Source organism: Streptomyces abyssalis (assembly GCF_001751365.1).
GTDB lineage: Bacteria > Actinomycetota > Actinomycetes > Streptomycetales > Streptomycetaceae > Streptomyces > Streptomyces abyssalis.
In genome coordinates, this window is sequence record NZ_LJGT01000038.1 from 539,543 (window position 1) to 562,226 (window position 22,684).

General features: G+C 71.5%; 23 protein-coding genes. 13 read left to right on the forward strand and 10 right to left on the reverse strand.

The window, feature by feature from the left end; translation table 11 throughout:
- Window positions 1–36: 36 nt before the first annotated feature.
- Both AN215_RS09570 and AN215_RS09575 read right to left on the reverse strand, forming a co-directional pair.
- Window positions 37–339, reverse strand: a complete 303-nt coding sequence (locus tag AN215_RS09570; protein WP_070013026.1) for a DUF3263 domain-containing protein — start codon at window positions 337–339, stop codon at window positions 37–39.
- A 60-nt stretch (window positions 340–399) separates the two neighbouring features.
- Window positions 400–1,698: an extracellular solute-binding protein gene (locus tag AN215_RS09575; protein WP_070013857.1), complete on the reverse strand. Its 1,299-nt coding sequence runs from the start codon at window positions 1,696–1,698 to the stop codon at window positions 400–402.
- A 285-nt stretch (window positions 1,699–1,983) separates the two neighbouring features.
- On the opposite strand from AN215_RS09575, the gene AN215_RS09580 reads away from it, so the two are divergent.
- From AN215_RS09580 to AN215_RS09590, 3 genes are all read left to right on the forward strand, one after another.
- Window positions 1,984–2,970 carry an ROK family protein gene (locus AN215_RS09580; RefSeq protein ID WP_070013025.1) on the forward strand — a complete coding sequence of 329 codons (987 nt, stop codon included), beginning with the start codon at window positions 1,984–1,986 and terminating at the stop codon, window positions 2,968–2,970.
- Window positions 2,971–2,993: 23 nt separating this feature from the next.
- Complete coding sequence (gene nagA, locus AN215_RS09585; protein WP_070013024.1) at window positions 2,994–4,163, forward strand: N-acetylglucosamine-6-phosphate deacetylase; 1,170 nt, start codon at window positions 2,994–2,996, stop codon at window positions 4,161–4,163.
- 149 nt (window positions 4,164–4,312) lie between these two features.
- Window positions 4,313–5,281 carry a 1-phosphofructokinase family hexose kinase gene (locus AN215_RS09590; protein WP_070013023.1) on the forward strand — a complete coding sequence of 323 codons (969 nt, stop codon included), beginning with the start codon at window positions 4,313–4,315 and terminating at the stop codon, window positions 5,279–5,281.
- A 103-nt stretch (window positions 5,282–5,384) separates the two neighbouring features.
- On the opposite strand, the gene AN215_RS09595 is transcribed toward AN215_RS09590, so the two are convergent.
- Together AN215_RS09595 and cdgB are read right to left on the reverse strand one after the other, a co-directional pair.
- Window positions 5,385–6,341 (reverse strand): carbohydrate-binding protein, encoded by a 957-nt coding sequence (locus AN215_RS09595; RefSeq protein ID WP_070013022.1) that lies wholly within the window; start codon window positions 6,339–6,341, stop codon window positions 5,385–5,387.
- A 163-nt stretch (window positions 6,342–6,504) separates the two neighbouring features.
- Entirely contained in the window at window positions 6,505–8,151 is a 1,647-nt protein-coding gene (gene cdgB / locus AN215_RS09600) for a diguanylate cyclase CdgB (RefSeq protein WP_070013021.1), read from the reverse strand.
- 563 nt (window positions 8,152–8,714) lie between these two features.
- Between cdgB and AN215_RS09605 the strand changes: the two genes are divergently transcribed.
- Window positions 8,715–9,248, forward strand: coding sequence for a flavin reductase family protein (locus AN215_RS09605; RefSeq protein ID WP_079122854.1), 534 nt, complete (start codon window positions 8,715–8,717; stop codon window positions 9,246–9,248).
- Window positions 9,249–9,353: 105 nt separating this feature from the next.
- On the opposite strand, the gene arfB is transcribed toward AN215_RS09605, so the two are convergent.
- Window positions 9,354–9,812, reverse strand: coding sequence for an alternative ribosome rescue aminoacyl-tRNA hydrolase ArfB (gene arfB, locus AN215_RS09610; protein ID WP_070013019.1), 459 nt, complete (start codon window positions 9,810–9,812; stop codon window positions 9,354–9,356).
- 169 nt (window positions 9,813–9,981) lie between these two features.
- Between arfB and AN215_RS09615 the strand changes: the two genes are divergently transcribed.
- Window positions 9,982–10,557 carry a TerD family protein gene (locus AN215_RS09615; protein WP_070013018.1) on the forward strand — a complete coding sequence of 192 codons (576 nt, stop codon included), beginning with the start codon at window positions 9,982–9,984 and terminating at the stop codon, window positions 10,555–10,557.
- A gap of 184 nt (window positions 10,558–10,741) precedes the next feature.
- Window positions 10,742–11,239 carry a hypothetical protein gene (locus tag AN215_RS09620; protein WP_070013017.1) on the forward strand — a complete coding sequence of 166 codons (498 nt, stop codon included), beginning with the start codon at window positions 10,742–10,744 and terminating at the stop codon, window positions 11,237–11,239.
- 104 nt (window positions 11,240–11,343) lie between these two features.
- On the opposite strand, the gene AN215_RS09625 is transcribed toward AN215_RS09620, so the two are convergent.
- From AN215_RS09625 to AN215_RS09640, 4 genes are all read right to left on the reverse strand, one after another.
- Window positions 11,344–12,030 carry a pentapeptide repeat-containing protein gene (locus AN215_RS09625; protein ID WP_079122855.1) on the reverse strand — a complete coding sequence of 229 codons (687 nt, stop codon included), beginning with the start codon at window positions 12,028–12,030 and terminating at the stop codon, window positions 11,344–11,346.
- Between the two features lie 111 nt (window positions 12,031–12,141).
- Window positions 12,142–12,498 (reverse strand): cupin domain-containing protein, encoded by a 357-nt coding sequence (locus tag AN215_RS09630; protein ID WP_070013015.1) that lies wholly within the window; start codon window positions 12,496–12,498, stop codon window positions 12,142–12,144.
- A gap of 216 nt (window positions 12,499–12,714) precedes the next feature.
- Complete coding sequence (locus AN215_RS09635; RefSeq protein WP_070013014.1) at window positions 12,715–13,569, reverse strand: lysozyme; 855 nt, start codon at window positions 13,567–13,569, stop codon at window positions 12,715–12,717.
- A gap of 251 nt (window positions 13,570–13,820) precedes the next feature.
- Window positions 13,821–14,597, reverse strand: coding sequence for a uracil-DNA glycosylase (locus tag AN215_RS09640; protein ID WP_070013013.1), 777 nt, complete (start codon window positions 14,595–14,597; stop codon window positions 13,821–13,823).
- A gap of 276 nt (window positions 14,598–14,873) precedes the next feature.
- Here AN215_RS09640 and AN215_RS09645 point away from each other — a divergent pair, with 276 nt between their 5' ends.
- The 7 genes from AN215_RS09645 (at window position 14,874) to AN215_RS09675 (ending at window position 21,566) form a co-directional block, all read left to right on the forward strand.
- Window positions 14,874–15,410: a DUF488 domain-containing protein gene (locus AN215_RS09645; protein WP_070013012.1), complete on the forward strand. Its 537-nt coding sequence runs from the start codon at window positions 14,874–14,876 to the stop codon at window positions 15,408–15,410.
- A 213-nt stretch (window positions 15,411–15,623) separates the two neighbouring features.
- Window positions 15,624–16,376, forward strand: a complete 753-nt coding sequence (locus AN215_RS09650; protein ID WP_070013011.1) for a GNAT family N-acetyltransferase — start codon at window positions 15,624–15,626, stop codon at window positions 16,374–16,376.
- A gap of 80 nt (window positions 16,377–16,456) precedes the next feature.
- A complete protein-coding gene (locus AN215_RS09655; protein ID WP_070013010.1) occupies window positions 16,457–17,224 on the forward strand; it encodes a lysophospholipid acyltransferase family protein in 768 nt (255 codons plus the stop codon).
- A gap of 231 nt (window positions 17,225–17,455) precedes the next feature.
- Window positions 17,456–18,685, forward strand: a complete 1,230-nt coding sequence (gene txtE / locus AN215_RS09660; protein WP_070013009.1) for a 4-nitrotryptophan synthase — start codon at window positions 17,456–17,458, stop codon at window positions 18,683–18,685.
- 459 nt (window positions 18,686–19,144) lie between these two features.
- Window positions 19,145–19,621, forward strand: coding sequence for a GntR family transcriptional regulator (locus AN215_RS09665; protein WP_070013008.1), 477 nt, complete (start codon window positions 19,145–19,147; stop codon window positions 19,619–19,621).
- An 8-nt stretch (window positions 19,622–19,629) separates the two neighbouring features.
- Window positions 19,630–20,559, forward strand: coding sequence for an ABC transporter ATP-binding protein (locus tag AN215_RS09670; protein ID WP_070013856.1), 930 nt, complete (start codon window positions 19,630–19,632; stop codon window positions 20,557–20,559).
- The gene (locus AN215_RS09675; RefSeq protein ID WP_070013007.1) at window positions 20,556–21,566 is read left to right on the forward strand and encodes an ABC transporter permease subunit; all 1,011 of its coding nucleotides are present in this window, start codon (window positions 20,556–20,558) and stop codon (window positions 21,564–21,566) included. Before AN215_RS09670 ends, AN215_RS09675 begins: the two co-directional genes overlap by 4 nt.
- Window positions 21,567–21,725: 159 nt before the next feature.
- On the opposite strand, the gene AN215_RS09680 is transcribed toward AN215_RS09675, so the two are convergent.
- Window positions 21,726–22,637 (reverse strand): aminoglycoside phosphotransferase family protein, encoded by a 912-nt coding sequence (locus AN215_RS09680; RefSeq protein WP_070013006.1) that lies wholly within the window; start codon window positions 22,635–22,637, stop codon window positions 21,726–21,728.
- Window positions 22,638–22,684 lie beyond the last annotated feature (47 nt).

Here is a 22,684-nt window from a genome sequence, read left to right on the forward strand (position 1 = left end):
TGACGCGTACGACCGGGGGACGGGCCCCGACTCCCGTCAGCGGCGGGCCCGTTGGGCGTCGCGGCGGCGGCGGAGGCGGTTGACCGTCACAGGGTCGTGGGCGAGGGCGCGGGGGTCGTCGAGCAGCGCGTTGAGGAGCTGGTAATAGCGCGTCGGCGACATGTCCAGCTGCTCGCGTATCGCCCGTTCCTTCGCGCCGGGCCCGGACCAGCCGCGGCGTTCCACGGCGAGCACGGACAGGTCGCGCTCGGAGAGCCCGGACGGCGGTTCCCCGACCGGACCTTCGGGCGCCGGTGCCTCCGGTCCGTCGTCGCCGGTGTCGCGGACCTCGTCGCTCATCCGTCCAAGCTACCGCCCGCGTACGACGACCGACCCCGGCGGCCAGGAGGCACGAACCGCTCAGGGCACCTCTGCCTCGGAATCCCGCGCCTCCGCGCGGCGCTGGATCGCACCGAGCACGCCCGCCGGGCCGGGGCCCTCGCCGACCGCCTTGCCGATGCTCTTCTTGAGGTCCGCGCTCACCTTCGCCCAGGAGACCTTGCCCACCGGGTAGAACTCGGCGCTCACCAGCTCGTCCTGGAAGCGCCGCAGCGGCTTGTGCTCGGCGTGCCCGCGCATCCGTTCGTTAGCGGACGTCGTCACCGGAAGGAGGTCGTAGCGGTCGGCGAAGGCGTAGTGGTTCTTCTCGCTGAAGAGGAAGTCGAGGAAGCGGCCCGCCTCTTCGCGTCTGCCGTTCTGCCTGAACGCCATCACCCAGTCCGCCACGCCGAGCGTGCCGTCCGAGGGCCCTTCGGCGCCCGGCACCACCGCGGTGCCGTACTTCACCCCGCGGCGCCGCACTTCTTCCAGCAGCGTGGGATGGCCGTTGAGCATGCCGACCTCACCGCGGACGAAGGCGTCGAAGAGCTCCTGGCGGTCGGTGCCGCCCGGATCGCGGTTGGTCAGCTTGCGCCGTACGAGCCTGTCCCGCAGCCAGTCGAAGGTCTTGATGTTGGCCGCGGCGTCGATCGTGTAGTTGCCGACCTTGTCGGTGTACGAGCCGCCGCCGCTGAGGAGCCACAGGAGCGTCTCGGCCGGCGCCTCCTCAGGCCCGAGCGGCAGCCCGTACGGGATCTTCACGCCCGCTGCCTTCAACCGGGCCGCGGCGCGGGCCAGTTGCTCCCAGGTCCTGGGCGGTGCGTCCGGGTCGAGCCCGGCACGTGCGAAGAGCGTCTTGTTGTAGAAGAGCAGGCGCGTGCTCGCGACGAACGGCATCCCGTACTGGACCCGCCGCACCTCGCCCGCCCCCGCGAGCGGGGGGAGGAAGTCGGCCTGTACCGGTATGGAGAGCACCTCGCGGGCGCTGTAGAGCCTGCCCTGCGCGGCGAAGTCGGCGTACGCGCCGATCTGTGCGATGTCCGGCGGGCGCCCCGCGGCGACCATCGCCGCCACCTTCCTGTCGACGTCCTTCCAGCTGAGCACCTGCACGTCGACGGCGATGCCGGAATGCTTGCGCTGGAAGGCGTTCACCAGGGAGTTCCAGTACGCCTGGGAGCCGTTGCCGCGTCCTGGATCTCCGTAGTCGGCCGCGACCACCGTGAGGGCCGCGCTCTGCGTTCCCGTACCGGTGCCGCAGCCCGCGGCCGTGAAGGCGCCGACGGCGGTCGCACCCGTCGCTCCCGCGGCCGCTGCCAGCCCGAGGAATCTGCGACGCTCCACGGCCTCCACCCTTCAACCCATGCACACGGCGCATGCCGTGTTCCCGTCCCACCCCCCGCGTCCGGTCCGTCCGGACGTGTACAGGACAGGAGTGTCCACCGGGCGGCGCTAAAGGTCTAGGCCAAGGACCGAATCGCTTTCGCGACAGCCCCTCCCGTTTCATCCGGTACATGCAGCGAAGAGCGCGGACGCGGCAGTTTTCCGTACCAGACCAGGACACTCCGGCACGCCCGTCACCTCGGAAAACTCAAACAGATGGCAGAAGTGGACTAGACCTGTTGCGGGATGACACGGGAGACTGATCCCGTGAGCACCAGTCCCCGGAAACCGGAGTACGTCATCGCCCTCGACGTGGGCGGCACCGGCATGAAGGCCGCCCTCATCGGCCCCGGAAACGCGGGCAGCGAACTGCTGCACGAGGCCCGCCGCGACACCGGCCGCGACGGCGGCCCGGAGGCGGTCGTCGAGGGAATCCTCGATTTCGCGGCGCAGTTGCGCACGCACGGCGTCGAGAAGTTCGGCACCGAGCCGCTGGCCGCCGGCGTCGCCGTGCCGGGCATGATCGACGAGGCCACGGGCACCGCTGTCTACGCCGCCAACCTCGGCTGGCGCGACGTACCGCTGCGTGCGCTGCTGGCCGAACGCCTCGGCGGCATCCCGGTCGCGCTCGGGCACGACGTGCGTACGGGCGGACTCGCGGAGGGCCGCATCGGCGCCGGCCGTGGCGCCGGCAGATTCTTCTTCGTCGCCCTGGGCACGGGCATCGCCGGCGCCATCGGCACGGAGGACGGCGTCGAGCCCGGGGCGCACGGCAGCGCGGGCGAGATCGGCCACATCGTCGTACGGCCCGGCGGACCGCGGTGCGGATGCGGACAGCACGGCTGCCTGGAGGCACTCGCTTCGGCGTCCGCCGTGGGACGCGCATGGGCAGCCGCGAGCGGCGACGCCGCGGCGACGGCGGCCGACGCCGCCAGAGCGGTCGAGTCCGGTGACGACCGCGCGATCACCATCTGGCGGGACGCGGTCGACGCCCTCGCCGCGGGGCTCGTCACCGCCGTCACGCTCCTCGATCCGCGCACCGTGATCATCGGCGGCGGGCTGGCCGAGGCCGGCGACATCCTGTTCGTACCGCTGCGGGAGGCGATACGCGCACGCGTCACCTTCCAGCATCTCCCCACGATCGTCCCGGCGGCCCTCGGGGACGCCGCGGGCTCCCTCGGCGCGGGGCTTCTCGCCCGAGATCTACTCTCCGCGGAGGTTGCGAGCCGATGAGCCCGACGAGCCCGATGAGCCCGATGAGCGAGCGCACCGTACTGACCGGTGCCCGGCTGGTACTGCCGGACGGCGTGGCCGAGGACGCCGCGCTGACCGTCGAGGGACGGCTGATCGCCGGGCACTCACGGGGCGGTACGGCCGGGGACTCGACCGGGAACTCACGGTCCCTCGACCTGAGCGGCCACTGGATCGTGCCCGGCTTCGTCGACATGCACGTGCACGGCGGCGGCGGCGCCTCCTTCTCCGCGGGGACGGCCGAGGAGGCGCTGAAGGTCATCGCCACCCACCGGCGGCACGGCACGACCACCATGGTCGCCTCGACGGTGACGGGCGAACTCGGCGACCTGGCCCAGCAGTCCGCCGCGCTCAGCGAGTTGGTCGAGCAGGGCGACCTCGCGGGCATCCACTTCGAGGGTCCGTTCATCTCCCCGCAGCGCTGCGGCGCACACGACCCCGAGCTGCTGCGCGACCCCGACCCCACCGAGGTGCGCAAGCTCGTCGACGCCGCACGCGGCACCGCGCGGATGATGACGCTCGCACCCGAACTCCCCGGCGGGCTGGACTCGGTGAGGATGCTCGCGGACAGCGGAGTCATCGCCGCGATCGGCCACACCGACTCCTCGTACGACGCGACGGCGGAGGCGGTCGAGGCGGGCGCGACCGTTGCCACCCACCTCTTCAACGCCATGCCCGCACTCGGCCACCGCGCGCCGGGACCCGTCGCGGCGCTGCTGGAGGACGAGAGGATCACCGTCGAGCTGATCAACGACGGCACCCATCTGCACCCCGCCGTACTGGAGTTGGCCTTCCACCGCGCCGGCGCCGGCCGCGTCGCCTTCATCACCGACGCGATGGGCGCAGCCGGCATGGGCGACGGGCGCTACCCGCTCGGGCCGCTGGAGGTGGAGGTGCGCGACGGGGTCGCCCGGCTCACCGAGGGCGGCTCGATCGCCGGGTCGACGCTCACCCTCGACGAGGCGTTCCGCCGCGCCGTGACGGTCGACGGGCTGCCGGTGGAGGACACGGTGCGGGCCCTGTCGGCGAACCCGGCCCGGCTGCTCGGCGTGTACGACCGTACGGGCTCGCTCGAAGCGGGCAAGTACGCGGATCTGGTGGTGCTGGACGGCGGGTTCGAGGTGGTGGGCGTGATGCGCCGTGGCGAGTGGACCGTACGGCCTGACGTGGGGTGACCACTGGTACGTCCGGCGGCGCGGCACGGCGCCGCCGGACGGTCAGCAGGGGTCGCGGCACCGTGGATCAAGTGGCATGATCGCTCGGGCGGTTGCCGTCACACCATCTACGCGCGTCCCCGCCCCGTCCCCCCATGGAGTGGTCTCCCGTGATCCTTACGGTCACGCTCAACACCGCCCTCGACCTGACCTACCGGGTGCCCCGTCTCGACGTGCACGGCTCCCACCAGGTGCGGGAAGTGGTGCAACGCCCGGGCGGCAAGGGCCTCAACGTGGCACGCGTGCTCGCCGCTCTCGGCCACCGGACCGTCGTCACCGGATTCGCGGGCGGTCTCACGGGATCGGAGCTGCGCGAACTCCTCGCGCGGGAACGGAACATCGAGGACGAACTGGTGACGACCGCCGGCAGCACCCGGCGCACCGTCGGCGTCGTCGACGAATCGGGCGGCGGCTCGACCCAGTTCAACGAGCCGGGTCCGCACATCTCTCCCGAGGAGTGGTCGGCGTTCCAGGAGGTGTACGCGCGGCTGCTGGAGAACGGCGGTAGCAGCGGCAGCGGTGACGGTGGCGCTCCCGAAGCCGTCGCGCTGTGCGGGAGCCTGCCGCCGGGCGTGCCCGTGGGTGCGTACGCGCAGCTCACCAAGGAGGCGCACGCCGCCGGGGTGCCCGTCGTGCTCGACACCAGCGGCGAACCGCTGCGCCGCGGCCTCGCCGCACGCCCCGACCTCGTCAAGCCCAACGCCGAGGAGCTCGCGGGGATCACCGGCACGGCCGAGCCGCTGCACGCGGCGCGGGCGGCACAGCGTCGCGGTGCGCGCTCGGTGGCCGCCTCACTCGGGCCGGAGGGCATGCTGCTGGTCACCCCGGACGGCATGTGGCAGGCGGGTCCGCCCCGCTCCCTCACGGGCAACCCCACGGGAGCGGGAGATTCCGCGGTGGCGGGCCTGCTGGCAGGGCTCGTCGAGGGGGTGCCGTGGCCCGAGATGCTGGCGCGTGCGGTCGCGCTGTCGGCGGCGACCGTACGGGCGCCCACGGCAGGGGAGTTCGACGAAGGGCTCCACGCTGACCTGCTGTCGCAGGTGACGGTCGAGGAGAGCAGCGAACCCGCACCGGGGTGACCTCGCGCGCTTCGGGCATGGGGGCTCCGGCGCTGAGGCTCCGGCGCTGAGGCTCCGGCACTGAGGCTCCGGTGCGCACGCTCCCCGTGCGCCGCCCCCGGCGTCAGCGGAGCTTGCCCGCCTTCAGCCAGACCTGGTCGAGGTTGAACTCGCAGTTGTTGCCGTCCTCGCAGGAGATCTTGAAGGTGTTGGAGCCCTGCTTCAGATCGACATAGGCGTAGGTCCGGGTCCAGCCCTTCTCCCAGTCGCCCTCTTCGGCTCCGCCGAAGTTGGACATGTTCAGCGGCTGCGACCTCGGCTTGCCGTTGACGGAGAGCGTCGAATTCGCGTCCTTGCCCGGTACGCCGTAACGCACGTAGAGGGTGTAGAGACCCGCCTTCGGCACGTTGTCCGCCGTCCAGGTCGCGGAGGCACCCGTGGTGTTCATGGAACCGACGTAGGAACCGCCGCTGCTGGCGGAGCCCGGGACGTCGCTCGCCGCCGCCGCGCCGCCCGCGAGCTGGAAGGTGGCGGCGTCCTGCTTCTTGCCGATGGGCTTGCCCTTGCGCAGCTTCTCACCGCCGGGCTTCTGCTTACCGCCGTCGCCCGCTCCCGCTGAGGCGGCACCGCTGTTATCGGCCTGGCTCTGGCCCGAGGAGTTGAAGTAGATCGCCGCGCCTATGCCGATCACGACGGCGGCGACGACGGCCAGCGCACCGACCAGCAGGCCGTTACGGCTCCGCCCGCCGCCGGAACCACCGTGCCCCGGACCGTGACCGTGCCCGCCGCCGTTGCCGCCGTGGTGCTGCGGAGCGGCCGCACGGCCGCCGGGCATCGTCTCCGGCGCCGCATAGTGCGCGTTGGGCTGCTGCCCGAAGGCGGCCGTCTGCTGGGTGCCGGGCCCGTACTGGCTGCTGTATCCGCCGTACTGGCGCTCGCCGACCGCACGGACCTGGTTGTAGGAGCGCCTGGGGCCGCCCTGAGGTGCCGGAGCGCCCTCACCGCCCTCCTGGCGGTAGAGGTAGGCGAACGGGTCGTCGCCTTCCGGCGTCGCACCGGTGCCGTCGTTCTCGGCGGTCATCCCCTGTCACTCCCAACTGCGTCACGTATCCGGCCGAGCCTACCTCTCCCGGGTGAGGGCTACGCCAACGCTGAATGATCGCGCAATTGACGGCAGGGGGAGAAGCCGCGGGGGCTCCACGCCCGGTCCTGCGGGCCCGTGAGAGCCGCCGCCCCACCGGCGCCTAGCCCGCTCTTCGCTGGCCCTTCGAGCGGGACCGCTTCTCCACGTACATCCGCTGGTCGGCCGATTGCAGGACTTCCTCGGCCGTCATTCCGCAGCCCGCCCAGCCGATGCCGAAGCTGGCCCCCACGCGCACCGCGCGGCCGTCGACGCGGATGGGCGGGATGATCGCGTTCCGCAGGCGGACCGCCAGGTCCTGCGCCTCCGCGGGGCCGACCCCGTCCGTGAGCACCACGAACTCGTCGCCGCCCATACGGGCCACGGTGTCGTTGTCCCGCACACCGGCGGAGAGCCTGCGGGCGACCTCGACGAGGACGGCGTCGCCGCAGTTGTGCCCGAAGCGGTCGTTGATCGACTTGAAGCCGTCGAGGTCGCAGAAGAGGACGGCGAGACCTTTCTCACCCTGCATGGTGCCGGTCGGCGGCACCGCGTGCGTGTGGTGCGGGTCGTACATCCCCGTGGACGCGAGGACTCCGGAGCCCGCGTCCTCGAACTGGAACCCCGGACCGAATCCGTTGCCCTCCCCGGGGCCGCCCGCCTCCGCGTGCAGCACACCGGAGATCGTGGGCGCGGCGCGGGCACAGAGCCGGCCGTTGAGGCGGGCGCGCAGCTCGGCGCTGTTGGGCAGGCCGGTGAGGGAGTCGTGGCTCGCGCGGTGGGCCAGCTGCAGCTCGTGCCGCTTGCGGTCCTCGATGTCCTCGACGTGGGTCAGCAGGAAGCGCGGCCCGTCGGCGGTGTCGGCGACCACTGAGTTGCGCAGCGAGACCCACACGTACGAGCCGTCGCGCCGGGCCAGGCGCAGCTCGGCCTGGCCGCCCTCCGCCGACGTACGGAGCAGGGTCCCGATGTCCTCGGGATGGACGATGTCGGAGAAGGAGTAGCGCCGCATGGCGGAGGCGGGACGGCCGAGCAGCCTGCAGAGCGCGTCGTTGATACGTATCAGCCGGCCGTGCTGGTCGCCGCCCATCTCCGCGACGGCCATCCCGCTCGGTGCGTACTCGAAGGCCTGCCGGAAGCTCTCCTCGCTGGCGCGCAGCGCCGACTGCTCCCGCTCCAGCCGTACCAGCGCGCGCTGCATGTTGGAGCGCAGCCGGGCGTTGCTGAGAGCGATCGCGGCCTGGGACGAATACAGCTGCAGGGCTTCGCGCCCCCATGCGCCGGGGCGGCGCCCGTTGCGCGGCTTGTCGACGGTGAGCACTCCCAGCAGCTCGCTGTCGGACGCGTACAGCGGCGCGAACAGGCGGTCCATGGGGTGCCAGTCGTCGGGCCCCTGCGGCGCGGGCCCCGCGGTGTGCCACTGGGGGACGTCGTCGTCGTCGAGGACCCAGCCCTCCGTGTAGGGGATGAACCGCAGGTTGCCCCACGCCTCCCCCATCGAGAGCCGGCGGTCCCACGAGGCGCGCGATCCGACGCGGCCGGCCATCATCGCTTCGGCGCCCTGGCTGCCGGCGACGGCGGCGACGACGAGATCGCCCTCGGGACGTACGAGATTGACGGCGGCGATCTCGAAGCCGAGGCCCTCGACCACGCCGTCGGCGACGGTCTGCAGGGTGTCGGCGAGGCTGCGGGCGGTGCTCAGCTGTGCCACGACGAGGTGGAGCTGACGCAGGCTGGCAAGGCGGACATAGGGCTCCGACTCGGTTTCCATCGCCCTCCCCCTGAGCCTCGTCCGTCAACTCCAGGTGTTCGCGGGACGTCATTGTCCGACTGCCACGGCCACTGAATCACAGCGAGCTGTGCTCCAGGTACACAGGGTCAACAATTATTGCCCGCTGTGACTCAAGTCACAACTGTGTGCAGCCCGTTGACTCCTCTCCGTGTGAGCTTGGCACACGCGCCCGGCCTCGGTCGGCACTCTCGACCGAATGACCGGTCATGAGACAGTACGGCCTTACCGGAGCGTAGAACGTCGAATGCGCCCCAATTCACGCCCCGATTTGCGGCAGGCGCGCGCCCCAACATCCGCCGCCGCGGCGGACTTTGACCTTCCGGCAGCCTGCCGCCCTGGTCACAGCCCCGTCACCGGCCGTCTGCCTCGTGTACACACAAGAACCACAATCCGGTCACGGGTCTGCCGGAAGGGCGGGTTCCCGGTCATGGGTCCCAGGTCCTGGTCCTGGGGCCCGATGCGGGAGGCACGTACCAGCGGTTAGCGTTTTTGACGTGTCACACGCAGTGCAGCAGCAGACGAGCCCGGCGCCGGACCACCCGATGCCCCATGCTGATGGGGTGAGCGAGGACGAGTTCCGGGCGGCCATGGCGAGACTCGCGGCCGGTGTGGTGCTGGTGACGGCCTACGACCCCGACGACGGCCCTGAGGGCGCGGACGTCGGCATGACCGCCACCGCCTTCATGTCCGTCTCCCTCGAACCGCCGCTGACCATGGTCAGCGTCCGCGACGGCTCCCGCATGGACGAGCTGCTGGAGCGGCAGCCCTTCTGGGCCGCCTCCCTGCTCACGGAGCACCAGCGCCAGACGGCGGGCCGCTTCGCCATGAAGGGTCGCCTCAGCGACCGGCTCCTCTTCCGCGATCTCCCGCACGTACGGGGGGAGGCCTCCGGTGCGCCGCTGGTGGAGGGGGCCCTGGCGACGGTCGAGTGCCGGACCGAGCAGCGCGTACGGGCGGGCGATCACACCCTGGTCATCGGGCAGGTACTGGCCGCGGGGCTGCCGCACGCTCCGGACAGCGGGCCGCTCACGTACTACAGGGGGCGTTACCACTCGCTGGCGAAGGGCGGTTCCTGACCGGTCGGAGCAGGTCAGGGGAGATCGGCTCAGGACGGCGTCGGGACGGTCCGGTCGTCGGGGCGGTCCGGTCGTCGGGGCGGTCCGGTCGTCGGGGCGGTCCGGTCACCAGTCGCGTCCCGAGCGGCCCCGCTTGAGGTCGCCGCGCTGCTTCTTGTGGCGGAGCCGCCGCTCGTTCACGCCACGCGGCACCTTCTTCTTGCGGCGGGGGCGCGGCAGCGGTGCCGTCGCCTCCGCGAGCAGCGCGGCCATGCGGGTCGCGGCGGCCTCGCGGTTGCGCCACTGGGAGCGGTGGTCACTCGCCCGTACGACCACGACGCCGCCGCCGACGAGTCTGCCCGTACCGCCGAGCCGCTCCAGGGCGCGCTCCTTCCACACCTCCGGCAGCGCGTCGGTGGCCGCGAGGTCGAAGCGCAGCTCGACCTGGGTGTCGCTGGTGTTGACGTGCTGCCCGCCGGGCCCCGAGGAGCGCGTGAAACGCCACATCAGTTCGGCTTCCGGCAGGGAAACCGAACCGCGGATGACATAAGGGGACGCGGAAGGGGACGGTGACATGTCATCCATGGTCGCTCCCCGGCCACATCCGGGTCACGGCCTTTTTCCACCGGCCACCTGGAACCCCGCCATGGACGCGTTGCGTTGTGCAGGGGTAGGAACGAGCTCCACAGAGCGAATTCCATCGATCCGCTACCGGCCGATTCCCCATGGAATCTCATCAACGGAAGGCATCCCCATGGCTGTAAGCCTGTCCAAAGGCGGCAACGTCTCGCTCACCAAGGAGGCACCGGGCCTGACCGCCGTCACGGTCGGCCTCGGCTGGGACGTCCGCACCACCACTGGCACCGACTTCGACCTGGACGCGAGCGCCATCGCGGTGAACCCGACCGGGAAGGTCTACTCCGACCAGCACTTCGTCTTCTTCAACAACAAGGCGACACCGGACCAGAGCATCCTGCACACCGGTGACAACATCACCGGTGAGGGCGAGGGCGACGACGAGCAGATCAAGGTCAACCTCGCCGGGCTGCCCGGCGACGTCGACAAGATCGTCTTCCCGGTCTCGATCTACGACGCCGAGAGCCGCAGCCAGAACTTCGGCCAGGTGCGGAACGCCTTCATCCGCATCGTCAACCAGGCCGACGAGTCCGAGATCGCCCGCTACGACCTGAGCGAGGACGCCGCCACCGAGACCGCCATGGTCTTCGGTGAGCTGTACCGCAGCGGCGCGGAGTGGAAGTTCCGCGCCGTCGGCCAGGGCTACGCCTCCGGCCTGGTGGGCATCGCGCAGGACTTCGGGGTCAACGTCTGACGTGTCTCCGTGACCGGCGCGCGTTCACGCGTGCGGAACGAGGGCGGTGCTCGCCCACACGGGAGGAGCACCGCCCTCGTCGTGTCCGCGGGCGGGTGCGGGCCGCCGGGAAGCACGGCGGACACGCCGGGGGCACTGCGCAGGCGCCGGGGGTGCCCCGTACGCGCCGTGACACGATCGCCCCGTGCTCGACATCGGCTACTCGCTCTCCCGGCGCTTCCCCGACCCTCCGCAGACGGACTACCGCAGGGCGGACGTACGGGCCCTGCGTCACGACTTGTTCAGCGGGGACGTCCACATCGCCGACACGGAGACCGGCCGCGAACTGTCCACAGCCTGGGGATGGTTGCCCGTCCTCGACTTCGCCTGGGCGCTGTGCGACACCGTGGAGGCGATCGACGCCGACCCTCGCGGCAGCCGCGCCGCGAGCCCGCAGCACGCGGAGGTGGACTTCACCGAGAGCACCCAACGGATGCGCTTCGAGCGGAGGTTCGGCTGGGTGGACATCACCGCCGACTGGACCGGGAGGGGCGAGCCGCCGCTCACCTGCCGGCACGCGGAGCTGCGCCGTGAGGCCCGCGACTTCCTGCACGACCTCCTCGCGGATCTGACCGACATGCACGAAGGGCTGGCGGACAACCCCGCGGTGTGGACGCTGGGGGCCCGCTTCCCCCGAGTCTGACGGGCCGCGTCCGGGGGTCGGGGTCCTTGGGTCCGGCGTCCGGGGGTTCGGGGCCCGTGGGCGCGGCTGCCGTGGGCCCGGCGGCTGCGGGGAGCCGGATGTGGTCAGCCGCCCACCCGTACACCGAGTTCGGCGGCGAACGCCGGTGCCAGATCCATCAGTTGGGCCGAGCTGATCGTCGCTCCGCCCAGCTGCCCGACGCCCGCGGCGATGTCCAGCTCCGCCGCGTCCCGCAGATCGACGTCGGTGAGTTCGGCCGAGGAGAAGTCGACCCCGCGCAGCACGCAACCGGGAAACGCGACCCGCTCCAGAACGGCCCCGCCGAAGTCGGGCTCCACCAGCACGCAGTTCTCGAAGGTGACGTCCAGCAGCCTGCTCTGCCGGAGATTGAGGAAGTCGATCTTCCCTCCGTGCACCAGCACCCTGGACAGCCGCGCACCGTGCACCTGAACGCCGCCCAGCCGGGCGTCCCGCAACTCCAGATCCCGCAGCTCCACGCCTGCCAGATCCGTACCGGCTCCCGTCACGCCCTCCAGCACGCTGTCGAGCAGCCGCGCACGTTCCCAACGGGCCTCGTCCAGCGAGCAGTCGCGGATGCGGCACTCCAGGAATCGTGCCCCCGAGGCGTCGGTGCGGCCCAGGTCGGCGCCCTCGAACCCGACCCCGTCGTAGTCCCCGTCCGGGACCGGCCCGGACTCCTGCGCGCGCAGCTCCGGAAGGTCCACCTCCGGTCTGCGCGGGGCCTTGAGCGCACGCGGAGCCTTGCCCGTCGTCGTCCTCGTCCTCGTCATCCCGACATCGTGCACCGGGCCACCGGCAACGGCCCCGCACCGTCTCTCACGCGGCGACCGCGGGCGACGCCGATGTCCCGGCTTCCGCGTCGCCCGCGGCCCCGTCCTGAGCTAGCCCTTCGCGTATTCGGACGCCATCTGGCCGGCGAAGTCGTACATCACGACCGCCTCGTCTCCGACGACCCAGGCGTCATGCCCGGGCGGGCACACGAACACGTCGCCCGGCCCGACCTCGGTCTCGGTGCCGTCGTCCATCCTGACGCGCATTCGGCCCTGGACCATGAATCCGTTGTGGTGGACCTGGCAGGAGTCCGTCCCCGCTATCGGACGCAGTGATTCCGTCCAGCGCCAGCCGGGTTCGAATGTGGCGACCGCGAAATCCAGTCCGCTGAGGTGAAGGGCTTCGATGTGCCCGCGTGGGAAGTCTCGCCGTTCGTCCGCCTTGTCGACCGTCTTGACTTCGATCATGAGGTTTCCCTCCAATCATCCCCGCTCGTTCCATGGTGCGACTGCGGAAGCCGAAGCGGCGAACATCCGGAGGAAGAGATTCAGGCACCCTCCCCCAGCCTCCGGCCGGGTGGGGGTCCCCCCAGCGCAGCGAGGGGGAGTGCCCCCAGGAGCCGCGAAAAGAGCGGCCCCCCGGGGTTCGGTTCCCGGGGGGCCGCAGGCGGGGTGAGCGGACACTCACCCGTTGGCGAGCACCTTGAGCCGCGTGTACGAGCCGTTGAAGCGGTTGTGGTCGCCGACCGTCTTCCCCGTCGACGTGTACTGCCAGAACGTGTGGAACGGCCAGCCCCCCGGGAGGGTGCCGACCGACTTGCCCCAGCTCGGGATCCACAGCGGGTTCGTCCTGCTGAACTTCGTCGAGTTACCGGTACACAGCTTCCACCAGGTGGCGGAGGTGTAGATGACCGCGTCGCGCCCGGTCCGCGTCTTGTACGTACGCACGAAGTCGCTGATCCAGTCGACCATGCCCTTGTGGGACTTGCCGTAGCAGGCCGAGCCGTACGGGTTGTACTCCACGTCGAGAGCGCCCGGCAGCGTCTTGCCGTCCCGGGACCAGCCGCCGCCGTGGGAGGCGAAGTAGTTCGCCTGCGCGGCGCCGCTGGAGTTCGAGGGAAGGGCGAAGTGGTAGGAGCCCCGGATCATTCCGCTCTTGTACGAGCCGTTGTACTGCTGGGTGAAGTAGGGGTTGCGGTAGGTCGTGCCCTCGGTCGCCTTGACGTAGGCGAACCGCGAACCGGCCTTCTTGAGCGTGGACCACGGCACGTTGCCGTTGTGGCTGGAGACGTCGACGCCCTCGACGGACGCGGTCAGGGTCCGCGAGGACGACGGGGTCGCCGGCGCGCGTCCTTCGTTGGCCTGGAGGGTGGAGCCCATCCAGTCCTTCTCCGGGTGAGCCGGCCGCTCGTCGTCGGCCGCCGCCTCGGCGATTCCCGGGAGTACGAACAGGAGGGCGAGAGCGGTGAGAAGTACAGCGGGGGTCCTCGCCGTGCCGGGGACGGCGCGGCGCGTGGGGCCGGACCTGGGCAGGGGCATGCGTGCCTCCGTAGATGTCGATGAGTCGCGCAAGCAGCATCCTCGAATGTATCGGTAGAAAAACGTATTAATTGGACGCCTCGCCGGTGCGCGCTCACGGAGGCCGGAACCGCGCACCGGGACCGGGCCAGGGCGTGACTCCACGTGTGCGGGCCCGGCCTGACGCCACGTCGCCCGGGCCAGGGCGTGACTCCACGTGTGCGGGCCCGGCCTGACGCCACGTCGCCCGGGCCAGGCCGGACGGCTCGCCGTCAGCGCCGCGGCAGCCCAGCGGTCTCCGCGCCGCGCTGCAGGACGTCGCGCAGCATCGCGGGCGTCAGCGTGCGCGTGAACATGTTCCGTTGGCTCGGGTGGTAGCCGCCGACCAGCCGCAGCTCCCCGTGGTCCCGCCCCCGTACGTCCACGAGCAGGACTTCGGTGCCGTGCCCGAAGGCCGGGCGCGGACGCGGCAGGCACCACCCCGCGCCCGCGAGGACCGGCAGCAGCGCCTGCCACGCGAACCCGCCGAGCACCACGACCGTGCGCAGAGTGGGCCGCAGCAGCTCCAGTTCGCGGGCGAGCCATGGACGGCAGGTGTCGCGCTCGGCGGTGGTGGGCCGGTTGCCGGGAGGCGCGCAGTGCACGGGCATGGTGATCCGTACGCCGTACAGCTCCAGGCCGTCGCCGCGGTGCGTCGCGACGGCCTGAGAGGCGAGGCCGACGTCGTGCAGTGCGGCGAAGAGCGCGTCGCCGGAGGGGTCACCGGTGAACACCCGTCCGGTGCGGTTGCCGCCGTGAGCTGCCGGTGCCAGCCCGGTGATCGCGAGCGCGGCGTCCGCCGGGCCGAATCCGGGGACCGGCCGGGCCCAGTACTCCCAGTCGAGATAGGCCTTCCGCTTCGTACGGGCCGCTTCCTCGCGCCAGGCGACCAGCCGGGGGCAGGCACGGCACGTGGCGACGGCCGCGTCGAGCCCGGCGGCGGTGGCTGTGTGCGGGGCCGTGGCCGCGGGGAAGCCCGGGTCGTCCTCGGGCGGCGTGGACGGTGACATCCGGGTCTGTCTCCTCTGCTTGCCTCGGCACTTCCGGGGCTCTCGTCCGCGTCCGCTGACCTCCGTGCCCGCCTTCCTCCACCGGCCGCTCTCCTGCGTGCCCGTTCCACGTCGGACGGCCGTCGCCTGTCCTTCGGCTCTCCTTCGGGCGGGGGTGGGCGTGGAGCCAGGTGGCGCTGGCAGACTCGGTCCCATGCGAATGCTCTCGCCGGACGCTCACGTACGGGAACACCCCCGACGTCGCGCCGCCGTGCCGCCGCCGATCGCCGGACCCCGGTGACCACGGCCGCCCCGCTGGTGACCTTCGGCCACGGCACCGCCACCCGCGACCAGCTGACCGCCCTCCTCGACGGCGCGGGCGTCGCCGCCGTCGTCGACGTCCGTACCGCACCGGGCAGCCGGCGCAACCCCGACGCACGGCGCGAGCAGCTGACCGAGTGGATGCCCCGAGCGGGGCTGGAGTACCGGTGGGAGAAGCGGCTCGGCGGCTTCCGCAAACCGGCGCCCGACTCGCCCGACGTCTTCTGGGAGCACGAGCAGTTCCGCGGTTACGCGGGCTGGACCCGTGATCCCGGATTCCTCGACGCCGTGGACGAACTGCTGGATCAGGCGGCCCGGTTGGAACGTACGGCAGTGATGTGCGCCGAGTCCCTGTGGTGGCGCTGCCACCGGCGGATCATCGCCGACTTCGCCGTGCTGGCGCGGGACACACCCGTACTTCACCTGGCGCACGACGGGCGGCTCACCCAGCACCCGCTCGCGCCGGGCGCGCGGCTGCGTGACGACGGGCTGCTCGTCTACGACAAGTTGTGAGCCCGGCCCCTCGGGACACCGGCGCGTGGCCCCGGAGGCCCTGGGGCGGTGGGGCGGTGGCGGCGCCACCCGTCCGACGCAGAGGGGCCGCCGAGCGGTAACTCGGCGGCCCCATGTGGAACATGAGCAGCCGCTTGGCTGGAGGCAGACCCTCGCGGAGATCGCTGGCAACGGTCCGCGCGGGTGCCGCGTTTCCACACAGGGAGATCACCCATGCCCACTGCTTCCAGCGTATCGGCCGCCCCAGGCTCGTACGTCACCTCCATCGCCTCCACGCACGACGAGATACGGGCCGCCCAGCGGCTGCGCTACCGCGTCTTCCGCGAGGAGAAGGGCGCCCGGCTGCGTACGCCGGTGCCCGGTCACGACGTCGACGGCTTCGACGACATCACGGACCACCTCGTCGTCACCGATCGCGCGACGGGCGAAACCGTCGGCACCTACCGGCTGTTGCCCCCCGGCCGGAGCCGGCGGCTGTACTCGGACGGCGAGTTCGACCTGCAAGGGCTGCCCGTACGGGTACGGTCCGCGATGGTCGAGGCCGGACGCGCCTGCGTGCACCCGGATCACCGTTCGGGCGCGGTCATCAACGCCATGTGGGGCGGACTCGCCCGCTACCTGCTGCTGTCCGGGCACCGCTATCTGGCGGGCTGCGCCTCCGTACCGCTCGCCGACGGCGGGCAGTCGGCGGCCGACACCTGGCTGCTCGGGACGACCAGGCACGCGGCTCCGCCCGAGCTGCGCGTGCACCCGCACGAGCCGTGGCAGCCGCTCGACGCCCTTGTGGCGAACCCGAGTTACGCCGCGCTGCCGCCGCTGCTGCGGGGCTACCTGCGGGTCGGCGCCTGGATGTGCGGTGCGCCCGCACACGACAGGGACTTCGGTGACGCGGACTTCTTCGTACTGCTCGACATGGAGCGGATGAACGACCGGTACCGGCGCTACTTCCTGGGCGAGACCCGGTGAACGCCTGGGCCGCCGCCTCGCCTTGCCCGTCGCCGCCGTCCGTGCCGCGCGGTGCGGTGGCCCGCTCCCCCAGGGGCACCGTGCTCCGCAGGTACGCGGCGCTCGCCGCCGCGGTCTCCCGCGCCATGGCCGCCGGAGGGCGGATCGCCGAGCCGCAGGCGCTGCAGCGGCACGCCCGCGCCGTACTCGACGGGCTCGGCATCGGCCTGGAGGCCGCGGGTCCGCTGCGGGTGCCGGGCACGGTCACCGGGACGCTCGTCGTCGCCAACCACACCTCGTGGCTGGACGTCGTGGCACTGCTGGCGGTCGAACCCGTTCCGCTGATCGCAAAGCGGGAGGTGGCTGCCTGGCCGGTGGTCGGCGGGCTGGCCCGCCGCACGGGCACATGGTTCATCGACAGGGAGGCGTTGCGCGAACTTCCGTGTGTCGTACGGGACTTGGCGGCCCGCCTGCGGGACGGGGAGACGGTGGCGGTGTTTCCCCAGGCCACCACGTGGTGCACGGCACCGGGTGGCCCGTTCCGCCGGGCCACCTTCCAGGCGGCGCTCGACGCGGGGGCGCCGGTGCGGCCCGTGGCGGTCGACTTCACGCGGGAGGGCAGGTCCAGCACGGCAGCCGCCTACGTCGGGGACGACACCTTCGCGTCCTCGCTGCGGAGGGTCGCGGCAACGGACGCGCTCGGCGCGCGAGTCCGGGTGTGCGCGCCGCTGTGGCCGTACGGACACGACCGCCGCTCGCTCGCCGCGGCGGCGCACGGGGCGGTGAGCGCGTCGTGCGCGGGAAGCACCGGGTCGCGGGCTCACGAATCGTTCCGGGCCCGCGAACCCGGGATGCTCGGCTCACGGTGAGGCATCGGCGTCCGGCGTGAACCGGAGTGAATCCGGCGTGAACCCGCCCCCGTCCGCGGCGAGTTCACGCCGGGCGACGGGCCGGGCGGGACCCGGGTGCACCGTACAGGCTGATGTGGATCACTTTGGGGAAGGCGGCCAACTGCCGGTCGGGCCTGGTTATCGTGCAAGTCTCACCCCGGTACGCCGTGGGCGGACCGACGTTGGAAATGCACGTCCGAAGGAGTCACCGTGCTTGCAGCACACACAGCATCACCGTTAGCAGATCCGGGAATAGTTCCCGATCCCTATCCCGTCTACGCCGGTCTGGCGGAGCATGAGCCGGTTCACTGGTGCGAGGGCCTGAACGCCTGGGCGGTGATGAGGTATCGGGACTGCGCGGCCGCGCTGAAGGATTCCCGGCTCAAGGCCGAGCGAATGGAGGAGATCCTTCATGCCAAATTCCCGGACCGGCCGCTGCCACCGGACAGCATTTACCACCGGTTCACGAAGAACGTCATGATGTACACCGACCCTCCTCTCCACGACGCGCTGAGGAGGTCCACCCGCCCGGGATTCACCGGCGCCGCACATGAGCACTACAGCCGGGTCATCGAGCGTGTGGCGTACGAACTGGTCGACTCGATTCCCCGCGGAACGACGGAGATCGACGCCGTTTCCGCGCTGGCGGCGAAACTCCCGGTGAATGCCGCGGTCAGCGCGTTCGGGGTTCCGGAAGAGGATCTGGAGTTCGTCACACCGCGGGTGGACACCCTCATGACGTACTGGTCAGGCCCGCAGGCTCAGCCGGTGGAGCTCGATCTGCTGCTGGAGCACCTGACGGATCTGCACACGTACTCGCAGGAGCTCCTGGAGGGAAGGCGTGGCGCAGTCGTTCCGGACACGGTGATCGCACGTCTCGCGGCCGGCCAGGCGGACGGGACCGAGGCGACGCTGCAGCAGACCGTGCACCAGCTCGTCCTGCTTTTCATCGCGCTCTTCGCGCCCACCACCCCCGGTTCCGCCAGCAGTGGAATGCTGTCGTTCGCCAGGAATCCGGCGCAGATCGAACGCTTCCTGGCCGACCGCGCGTGCGCGGACAACGTGGCCGACGAGGTCGTCCGGTACAACGCGTCGAATCAGTTCACATGGCGCGTCGCGTCCACGCCGGTCGAGATCAACGGCGTGAAGATCGAGGAAGGACAGAACCTGGCCCTCTTCCTGGGCGCCGCGAACCGCGATCCGAGCGTGTTCGAGCGGCCTGACGAATTCGATCTCGACCGGCAGAACAGCGGCAGGCATCTCTCGTTCGGGCTCGGTGTGCACTCCTGCCTCGGCAGGCAGATCGCCGCCCTCGAAATCAAGTGGTTCTTCGCCGCGCTGTTCGCACGCTTTCCGCGGATACGCCTGGCGGGCGAGCCCGAATGGAACTCCAACCTGGAATTCCGGTCCCTGAAGAGCCTGCCGCTGACCCTCAACTGACGAAACGTCCCTGCAAGTTGGCGCGCGAAGCCGCGCCGCCCGCCCCGTGGCCGGCGCCTCCCCGCCGTACGGCACGGGCCTGGCGGCCGGCCGCGGCCGGCGCAAGCCCTCCCACCTCGCCTGCCGCCGGCGCGCGCAGGGAGGCAGGGGAGGGCGACGTCTTTCACGCACACTCCCACGTTCCACGTTCCCGCGTTCCCGCGTTCCCGTGCTCGCTCACGCGCCATCGAAGGCGCTGCGCACGGCCCCGCCAAGTCGCCCTGTGCGCCGGGCAGTCGCTCCCGGTTTCATCCATGCGCACCGCCCTCGGCCTGGGCCCTGGGCCCTGAGCCCGTCGGTACCGGCCGCCGTCTCCCGGGAGTCCGGCAGGCGGTTTCTCAACTGCGGGGCCTCACTGACCAGTTCGTTTGACGAGACCCCCGCCGCCCTCCATCATCATTCCACTAACTAACTAGCTAAATGGTGGTGAAGGAGATCGAGTTCCGCATCGACAGACGGAGCGGGATCGCCGCTTACCAGCAGATCGTCCTGCAGACCAAGCAGGCCCTGCGGCTCGGCGTCCTCCTGCCCGGCGACCGGCTGCCGACGGCCAAGGAGGTCGCCGAGTCCAGCGCGGTCAACCCGAACACGACTCTCAAGGCCTACCGGGAGCTGGAGCGGGAGGGGCTGGTCGAACCGCGCCCCGGTGTCGGGACGTTCGTACGCCAGTCACTGGCCCAGCCCCAGGCCGCCGCCGACTCCCCGCTGCGCCGGGAGCTGGCGGCCTGGATGGACCGCGCCCGCGCGGCAGGTCTCGAAAGCGACGACGTGACCGCCCTGGTCGCGTCGGTCCTGGAGGAGCGGTACGCCGAGAGCCCGGCGACCACTCGAAGCAGCCACACCGGAAGCAGTCGCACCGGAAGCAGTCACAGCGGTGAAAGCGAGGAGCTCAAGTGAGTTCGGTCATGGACAACAGGGGCGCCGCGGAGGAGCCCGCGATAGAGGCGTACGGCCTCGGGAAGCGATTCCGGCGCGGCTGGGCGCTCAAGGACTGCTCGTTCCGGCTGCCCGCCGGGCGCATCTGCGGTCTCGTCGGCCCGAACGGCGCGGGCAAGACGACGCTGATGGGAATGGCGGTGAACCTGCTGAAGCCGACGGCGGGCACCGTGCGGGTCTTCGGCGAGACCCCGGGACCTGAGAACGCCGGCCGCCGCACCGCCTTCCTCGCTCAGGAGAAGCCGCTGTTCCGGCGCTTCACCGTCGCCGAAACCCTGCGCATGGGACGGGAGTTGAACCCGGGCTGGGACCAGAGGACCGCCGAGGAGATCGTCCGGTCCGGCGACGTTCCCATGGGCGCCCGGGTCGGCACGCTCTCCGGCGGCCAGCGCACCCGCGTGGCCTTCGCCCTCGCCTTCGGCAGGCGCCCGGACCTGCTCATCCTCGACGAGCCCATGTCGGACCTCGACCCGCTGGTACGGCACGAACTCATGGCCGTCCTCATGGCCGGGGCCGCCGAGCACGGCACCACCGTGCTCATGTCGTCCCACATGCTCGCCGACCTGGAGAACATCTGCGACTACCTCCTCGTCATCGCCGCCGGCAGCGTCCGTATGGCGGGCGAGGTCGACGAACTCCTCACCTGTCACACCCTTCTCACCGGGGCCGGCACAGGTGAGGGCGTCCCCCAGGAGCTCGCCCGGCACACCGTCGTCGAATCCCGTACCAGCGGGCGGCAGATCACGGCGCTCGTCCGGCCCGACGGCCCCGTCGCCGGCACCTGGCAGGCCGACGCGCCCAGCCTCGAAGAGGTCCTCCTCGCCTACCTCCGCTCCCCCGACGCACCACCCCTGATCAGCCCCAGTGCCCAGGCCGACCCGAAGGTGGCAGCAGCATGACGACAACGACGCCTACCTCCGCTCCGCCCGCAGCCTCCGGAGCCTCCCTGACATCCCGTCGCATACCGCGGCTCAGCGGCCTGACCTGGCTGGTCTGGCGTCAGCACCGGGCCGCGTTCTGGACGGGGCTCGCCGTCACCGTGGCGGCGCTCGCATGGTTCGCCTACCAGCGCGCGAGCATGATGGCGTACCTGGAAAGGACCGGCTGGCCCGAGTCGAAGTCGTGGGCGCTGCAGAACGGCTTCCAGGAGTACAGCTCCCGGCTGGGCGACACCTCGTCACTGGTCGGCCTCCTCGTGCCCGTACTGGTGGGCGTCTTCCTCGGCGCCCCGCTGATCGCGAACGACCTGGAGCAGGGCACCGGAAAGCTCGTCACCTCCCAGGCCGTGAGCCGTGGCCGCTGGCTGACGACGAAGGTCGGCATGGCCGTGGCGGTCGTCACCTTGTGCACCACGGCTCTCTCCGCCGCGTACGGCTGGTGGCTGGAACCGGTCGCCGAGGCGGACAAGGAGCTCTACTGGGTCGCGGGCAGCGCGACCGGCCCGGTGCCGGTGGCGCTCACCCTGCTGACGATGGTCGGGGGTGTGGCGATCGGCATGGTCCTGCGCCGCACGCTCCTGTCGATGGCGGTCACCTTCGGCTTCGCCGTGACGGTCCAGGTCCTCTGGGCCGCCAACTGGCTGCGGCTCGGCGACGCGAGGACGGTCACCACCCACGACGGCGTCGGCGAGGGCGCGTTCCCGAAGCTGCCCGAAGCCGCCTACGACCTGGACCAGTCCTACCTCACCGGCTCGGGGGACCTCATCGGCTGGGGCAGCTGCGCCGAGCAGACCGAGCAGGCGACCAATGCGTGCCTGGAGAAGAAGGACGTCGTCGGCTGGTCCGTGGAGTATCTGCCGCAGTCCGAACTGCCGGCCGTCCTCTGGACGGGGTCGGCGATCATGCTGGCGCTCACGGCTGCCTTCGCGGTGTTCGTCTTCTGGTGGGGACGCAAGCGGCTGTACTGACGCGCACGGCACCTCCTCTTGTCCGTACGGGCGGGGGGAGGTGCCCCCTTGTGCGTACGGGCAGGGAGAGGTGCGGTGCACGGTCGGGCGGCGGACCGCCCCGGCACCGGCGGACCGCCCCGGCACCGGCAGACCCCTCCGATACCGGCCCGCCCGGGCTCACGCGGCTGACGACTCGTCCGCCATGAGGCGTTCCAGGGTGCGCAGGCCCATCCGGCCCATCGCGGGATTGCTCTCCACGTAGTACCAGGCGGCGCCCATCGCCTGCTCGAAGGCCCACGCCTTGCCGCGCTCCCACTCCAGCTCGTCGCACCCGAGTTCGGCGCGGAGCGCCTGCCGCGGGCCGGGCTCCAGCAGATGCCAGGCGCCCACCAGATCCAGCGCGGGGTCGGCCGGCCCCAGATCGCCGACGTCGATGACGCCGGCCAGACGGCCATGGGAGACGAGGACGTTGCCCGGGATGAGGTCGCCGTGGGTCATCACGTCCTCCGTGACACGCGGCAGCTCCCGCATGGCCTTCCACATTCGCCTGAGCCGCGGAACGTCCACGTCCAGGAGCTGTTCGGTGTGCCCGAAGCAGATTCCCATCCACTCATCGTGGTCCCGCAGATCGCCGCCGCGCCCCTCTCCGTCGAACGAGCGCCCGCGCGTACCGATCGAGCGCACACCGCGGATGAACCCGGCGACGTCGTGCGCGAACGCGACCGACCCGCCCGGGTCCTCCTCCGTGGCCGGTACGCCGGGCAGCCAGGTCTGCACCGACCACGGCAGCGGGTAGCCCGCGCCCGGCTCACCCAGAGCGACCGGTTCGGGCGTGGGGAAGGGCGTACGGCCTGCCAGCTCCCGGGCTGCCTCCGCCTCGGACTCCAGCGAACGACGTGTCGCGGCGGCGTCACTCCCGCGCAGCGGGAACCGGGCCGCGAAGCCGTCGCCGATGCGGAAGATGGCGTTGACCGTCCCCTGCGAGGCGACGCGGCGGACCGGCAGCTCCCGCCACTCGGGGAACTGACCGTCCACCAACTCCCGTACGGTCCTGTGCGGGATGTTCAGCTGGTCGGGATGCATGTCCACGCGGGAAGCGTCGCGGACCTCGATCCCCGACCGCAACCGGTTATCGG